Consider the following 6,396-nt stretch of genomic DNA (forward strand, 5'->3'; position numbering starts at 1 on the left):
GGGGGGCAGGCGACGAAGCGTTCGGCGGTGAGGGCGGTTTGGGCGGTGTAGCCGTGGGCGAGGCCGAGGCCGGACATGTAGAGCTCGCCGGTGACGCCGGGGGCGACGAGGTTGAGGTGGGCGTCCAGCACCCAGAGCTGCTTGCCGTTCAGGGCCCGGCCGACCGGGATGCTGGTGCGGGCGGTGTCGGCGGGGGTGACGTGGTGGGCGACGGTGAAGATCATCGACTCGGCCGGTGAGTAGCCGTTCACCAGGCGGATCTGCGGGAAGTCGGTCACCAGCCGCTGTACGTGCGGGAGGGAGGCGGCCTCGCCACCGGTCATCACCTGGCGCAGGTCGGTGAAGACCTGCGGGTACTCGTCGAGCAGGAAGTTCAGCAGGCTGGCGGAGACGTGCAGGGTGGTGACGGCGTGTTCGCGGACCAGGGCGGCGATCACGGTCGGTTCGGGGCGTTGGCCGGGCTGGAGGACGCAGACCCCGCCGGAGAGAGCAGCGGGCTGAAGAGTTCGAGGGCGAAGGCGTCCCAGGAGACCGGGGAGCACTGGAGCCAGACCTGCTCGGGGTCGAGGGCGGCGAAGTCCTGGCCGAGCAGGGTGCCGACGATCGCCCGGTGCGGTGAGACCACGCCCTTGGGGGTGCCGGTGGAGCCGGAGGTGAACATCAGGCAGGCGGCGTCCAGCGGCCCGGCGATCGGCGGCAGTGGGGTGGTGGGCAGGGCGGGCAGACGGTCGGTCAGCACCTCGGGTGCGTCGAGCTTCCCGGCCAGCTCTGAGCGGGTGACGACGAGTCGGGCCCCGGTGTGGCCGAGCACCGCGTTGATGCGTTCGACGGGGAACTCGGGGTCGAGCATGGTGTAGGTGCCGCCGGCCTTGAGGACGGCGAGTACGGCGGTGACGAGCTGGATGGAGCGTTGCGTTCTTCGACGGGGAACTCGGGGTCGAGCATGGTGTAGGTGCCGCCGGCCTTGAGGACGGCGAGTACGGCGGTGACGAGCTGGATGGAGCGTTCCAGATAGATCCCGGCGACATCGCCACGCTGGAGCCCTTCGGCGATCAGGTGGTGGGCGAGCTGGGTAGAGCGTTCGTTCAACTCGCGGTAGCTCACCCGCTCGTCACCGAAGACCAGCGCGGTCGCGTCCGGAGCACGGGAAGCCTGCTCGGCGAACAGCTCGTGCACCGTCCGCTCCGCCGACACCCGGGACGGCGCACCGGCCCAGTCCAGCTCCAGCGTCCGCCGCTCCGCCGCCGACAGGACGTCGACCAGGCCGACCGGAAGTTCCGGCGCGGCCAGCGCCCCCTCCAGCAGCCGGACCAGCCGGGCCGCCAACTCCTCGACCGTGTCACGGTCGTAGAGGTCGGAGGCGTAGTCCACGTTGATCCGGAGCCCGGCCGGCACACCGTCCTCGCGGCGCTCGGTGACGGCCACCGTCAGGTCGAACTTCACCGTGTCGACCCCGGCCGGGACGATCTCGGCGGCCAGGCCGGGGATCACCAGCTCGGCGGCGCTGTTGTTCTGCACCACCAGCATGATCTGGAACAGCGGGTGCCTGGCCAGCGTACGGACCGGGTTGAGCTCCTCCACCAGCCGCTCGAACGGCACGTCCTGGTTGGCGTACGCGTCCAGATCGGACTCCCGTACCCGGGCCACCAGTTCGCGGAAGCCGGGGTCGCCGGAGAGGTCGGTGCGCAGCAGCAGGGTGTTGACGAAGAAGCCCACCAGGTCGTCGGCGGCCTCGTCCACCCGGCCCGCGACCGGGGTGCCGAGCGGGATGTCGGTCCCGCCACCGAGCCGGGAGAGCAGGGCGGCAAGACCGGCCTGCAGCACCATGAACAGCGTGGCCTGGTTCTCCCGGGCGAAGCTGAGCAGTCTGCCGTGCAGCTCGGCGCCGACGGTGACGTTGACCGCGTCGCCCAGGTTGGTCGGTGCGGCCGGGCGCGGGCGGTCCGACGGGACGGTCAGCTCCTCCGGCAGCTCGGCCAGCGCCGAGCGCCAGAAGGCGAGTTGCTGGGAGATCAGGCTGCCCGGGTCGTCGGCCGCACCGAGCAGCTCCTGCTGCCAGATCGTGTAGTCGGCGTACTGCACCGGCAGCGGCTGCCAGTCGGGCGCCTCGCCGGTGGTGCTCCGGGCCGCGTACGCGGTGCCCAGGTCGCGGACCAGCGGGCCCATCGACCAGCCGTCGCTGGCGATGTGGTGCATCACCAGCAGCAGCACGTGCTGCTCGGGGTCGATCTCGAACAGGTGCACCCGGAGCGGTGGTTGGGCCGACAGGTCGAAGCCCTGGTTGGCGGCCCCGGCGATCAGCCCGGCCAACCCGGCCTCGTCGACGGTCAGCTCGCTCCACGGGATCTCGGCCTGCTCCGGCGCCAGCACCCGCTGGTACGGCTCGCCGGCCCACTCCTGGAAGACGGTCCGCAGCACCTCGTGCCGGGCCACCACGTCCGCGACGGCCGCCCGCAGTGCCCGGGTGTCCAGCGCGCCGCGCAGCCGGATGGTGACCGGGACGTTGTATGCCGACCCCTGGTCCTCCAACTGGCCGAGGAACCACAGCCGTTGCTGGGCGAAGGAGAGCGGCAGCCGCTCCGGCCTGACCACCGCGCGGAGCGCCGGGCGGGCGTGCTGGGCGCGGTCCACCCGCTTGCCGAGCCGGGCCACCGTCGGCGCCTGGAACAGGTCGCGGATGCCGATCTCGACGCCGAGCACCGAGCGGAGCCGGCTGACCAGGCGGGTGACCAGCAGCGAGTGGCCGCCGAGGTCGAAGAAGTCGTCGTCGATGCCGACCGACTCCAGGCCGAGGATCTCGGCGAACAGACCGCAGAGCAACTCCTCCTGGGCGTTGCGGGGTTCGCGGCCCTGCGGCCGGTGCATGTGGTCGGGGGCGGGCAGCGCCCGGCGGTCCAGCTTGCCGGTCGGGGTCATCGGCAGCGCGTCCAGGAAGACCACCGCCGAGGGCACCATGTACTCGGGCAGCCGCTCGGCCACGTGGGACCGCAGGGCGGAGGCGTCGACCGCCAGAGCCTCGGGGGAGCCGTCGGTGACCACGTAGGCGACCAGCCGCTTGTCGCCGGGCCGATCCTCGCGGACCAGCACGGCGGCCTGGCCGACGCCGGGGAAGCCGGCCAGGGCGGCCCGTACTTCGCCCGGCTCGACCCGGAAGCCGCGGATCTTCACCTGGTCGTCGGCCCGGCCGAGGAACTCCAGGATGCCGTCGCCACGCCAGCGCACCAGGTCGCCGGTGCGGTACATCCGCTCGCCGGGATCGCCGTACGGGCAGGCCACGAACCGCTCGGCGGTCAGCGCCGCCTGGCCCGCGTAGCCGTGGGCCAGGCCGACGCCGGACATGTAGAGCTCGCCGGTGACGCCGGGGGCGACCAGGCCGAGGCCCTCGTCCAGGACGTACAGCCGCTTGTTGCCGAGCGGGCGGCCGACCGGGATGGACGGGCGGGTGCCGTCGGCCGGGGTGATCTCGTGCGAGACCGTGAAGATCATGGACTCGGCGGGGGAGTAGCCGTTCACCAGGCGGATCTTCGGGAAGCTGTGCACCAGGCGCATGACGTGCGGGATGGAGGCTGCTTCGCCGCCGGTCATCACCTGCTGGAGGCCGGTGAAGGTCTGCGGGTACTCGTCGAGGAGGAAGTTCAGCAGGCTGGCGGAGACGTGCAGGGAGGTGACCTGATGACGGGTCACCAGCTCGGCGATGACAGCCGGTTCGGGGCGCTGGCCGGGCTGCAGGACGCAGATCCCGCCGGACATCAGCGGGCCGAACAGCTCCAGCGCGAAGGCGTCCCAGGAGACCGGGGCACACTGCAGCCAGATCTGGGCCCGGTCGAAGTCCACGAAGCCCTGGCCGACCAGGGTGCCGACGATCGCGCGGTGCGGGGAGACCACGCCCTTCGGCACGCCGGTGGAGCCGGAGGTGAACATCACGCAGGCGGCGTCGCCCGGGTCGGCCAGGCCGTGCAGGCCGGTGACGGGGTGCCGGGCGATCAGCTCGGCCTCGGTGTCCAGGGCGAGTTCGCGGTGCGGGCCCGGCAGTCGGCCGGACAGCTCCTCGACGGTGAGCAGCAGTCGGGCGTCGGTGTGGGTCAGCACGGTGGAGATCCGCTCGACCGGGAAGTCCGGGTCGAGCATGGTGTAGGTGCCGCCGGCCTTGAGGACGGCCAGCACGGCGGTGACCAGCTGGACAGAGCGTTCCAGATAGATCCCGGCCACGTCACCGCGCCGGAAGCCACCGGCGATCAGGTGATGGGCGAGCTGGGTGGAGCGTTCGTTCAACTCGCGGTAGCTCACCCGGTCCTCGCCGAACACCAGCGCGGTGGCGTCCGGCTGCCTGGCGGCCTGCTGCTCGAACAGCTCGTGCACGCAGCGGTCGGCGGGGAACTCCATGGCCGTGTCGTTCCAGTCCACCAGCAGCGCCTGCCGCTCGTCGCCGGAGAGGATCTCCAACCGGCCCACCGGGACGTCCGGTTCGGTGAGCTGACCCTCCAGCAGGCGGACCAGCCGGTCCAGGATCACCTCCACCGAGCTCCGGTCGAACAGGTCAGTGGCGTACTCCGCCATCGCCCGGATGCCGGCCGGCTCGCGGTCGGGGCCGAAGGTCTCGGTGAAGCCGAGGGTCAGGTCGAATTTGGCGGTGTCGGTGGTGACCGGCGCGATCTCGGTGTCCAGGCCGGGCAGCCGGAGCTTGGCCTCGGCGTTGTTCTGGACCACCAGCATGACCTGGAACAGCGGGTGCCGGGAGAGCGTGCGGACCGGGTTGAGCTCCTCGACCAGGCGCTCGAACGGCACGTCCTGGTGGGCGTACGCGTCGAGGTCGGCCTCCTTGACCCTGGCCACCAGCTGACGGAAGCTCGGGTCGCCGGAGAGGTCGGTGCGCAGCACCAGGGTGTTGACGAAGAAGCCGACCAGCTCCTCCAGCGCGTCGTCGGTACGGCCGGCCGTCGGGGTGCCGAGCGGGATGTCGGTGCCCGCGCCGAGCCGGGTGAGCAGCCCGGCCAGTGCCGCCTGCATCACCATGAAGAGGGTGGCGTTGTTCTCCCGGGCGAAGGCCAGCAGTCGGCGGTGCAGCCCCTCGCCGAGCCGGGCGGTGGTGACCTGGCCCTGGTTGGTCGGCAGCGCGGGACGGCTGCGGTCGGCGGGGAGCGCGATCTCCTCCGGCAGGTCGGCCAGCGCCTGCCGCCAGAAGGCGAGTTGCTGGGAGAGCAGGCTGTCCGGGTCGTCGGCCGAGCCGAGCAGGTCCTGCTGCCAGAGCGTGTAGTCGACGTACTGCACGGGCAGCGGCTCCCAGTACGGAGCTGCGCCGTCGCAGCGGGCACCGTACGCGGTGGCCAGGTCGCGCATCACCGGGCCGAGCGACCAGCCGTCGCTGGCGATGTGGTGCATCACCAGCAGCAGCACGTGCTCCTCCGGGCCGACCGCGAAGATGTGGGCGCGGATGGGGAGTTCGACCATCAGGTCGAAGGAGTGCCGGGAGGCCATGTCGAGCTCGAGCGGCAGCTCGTCCGGGTCGGTGTCCAGCACCGTCACCATCGGCCGGGCCACGCCGGGCGCCACCACCCGCTGGTACGGCTCGCCGTCCACCTCCAGGAAGACGGTGCGCAGCGCCTCGTGCCGGCCGACCACGTCGGACACCGCGCTGTGCAGCGCGTCCACGTCGAGGCGGCCGCGCAGCCGGATGGTGTGCGCCACGTTGTACGTGCTGTTCGGCCCCTCCAGCTTGTTCAGGAACCAGAGCCTGCGCTGCGCGTACGACAGCGGGATCTCTTCGGGACGCTCCATGACGTAGGACCCCTTTCGCGCCCTGTGGGCGCCACGGATTCGCTCGGCGAGGCGCGACACGGTCGGCGCCTCGAACAGGTCTCGGACAGTCAGCTCGACGCCTGCGGCGGAGCGGATTCGGGCGATCAGGCGGGCGGCCAGCAGGGAGTGGCCGCCGAGTTCGAAGAAGTCGTCCTCGATCCCGGCCCGGTCGAAGCCCAGGATCTCGGCGAACAGGTCGCAGAGTTGGGCCTCCTGCGGAGTCCGGGGCGGACGCCCGGTCTCGCGCGGTGTGTGGTCGGGGGCGGGCAGTGCGCGGCGGTCGAGCTTGCCGGTCGGGGTGAGCGGGAGGGCGTCCAGCACGACCACGGCGGACGGGACCAGGTGCTCGGGCAGGCGGGCGGAGACGAAGGCGCGCAGCGTGGTCGGGTCGACGGGGTGGTCGGTGACCACGTAGGCGACCAGCCGCTTGTCGCCGGGAGTGTCCTCGCGGACCACGGCGGCGGCCTGGCGGACGGCCTCGTGGGACGTCAACGCGGCCTGTACCTCGCCGGGTTCGACGCGGAAGCCGCGGATTTTGACCTGGTCGTCGGCGCGGCCGAGGAATTCGAGGGTGCCGTCGGGGAGCCAGCGGACGAGGTC

At 71.9% G+C, this 6,396-nt stretch carries 3 protein-coding genes; all 3 read right to left on the bottom strand.

Going from position 1 to position 6,396, the window contains the following annotated elements:
- Nucleotides 1–437, bottom strand: a 437-nt coding sequence (locus ASC99_RS41450; protein ID WP_235583180.1) for an AMP-binding protein, incomplete at its 3' end; no start/stop codon positions are given.
- Nucleotides 434–850: an AMP-binding protein gene (locus tag ASC99_RS41455; protein WP_369825206.1), complete on the bottom strand. Its 417-nt coding sequence runs from the start codon at nt 848–850 to the stop codon at nt 434–436. The genes ASC99_RS41455 and ASC99_RS41450, both read right to left, overlap by 4 nt.
- Nucleotides 733–6,288 carry an amino acid adenylation domain-containing protein gene (locus ASC99_RS30150; protein ID WP_369825207.1) on the bottom strand — a complete coding sequence of 1,852 codons (5,556 nt, stop codon included), beginning with the start codon at nt 6,286–6,288 and terminating at the stop codon, nt 733–735. Before ASC99_RS30150 ends, ASC99_RS41455 begins: the two co-directional genes overlap by 118 nt.
- Nucleotides 6,289–6,396 lie beyond the last annotated feature (108 nt).

The organism is Kitasatospora sp. Root107 (assembly GCF_001424875.1).
Taxonomy (GTDB): Bacteria; Actinomycetota; Actinomycetes; order Streptomycetales; family Streptomycetaceae; genus Kitasatospora.

What these genes read in the sequence shown, in the direction of transcription:
- ASC99_RS41455 (WP_369825206.1), bottom strand. Translation starts at nt 850, where the DNA reads ATGCTCGACCCCGAGTTCCCCGTCGAACGCATCAACGCGGTGCTCGGC.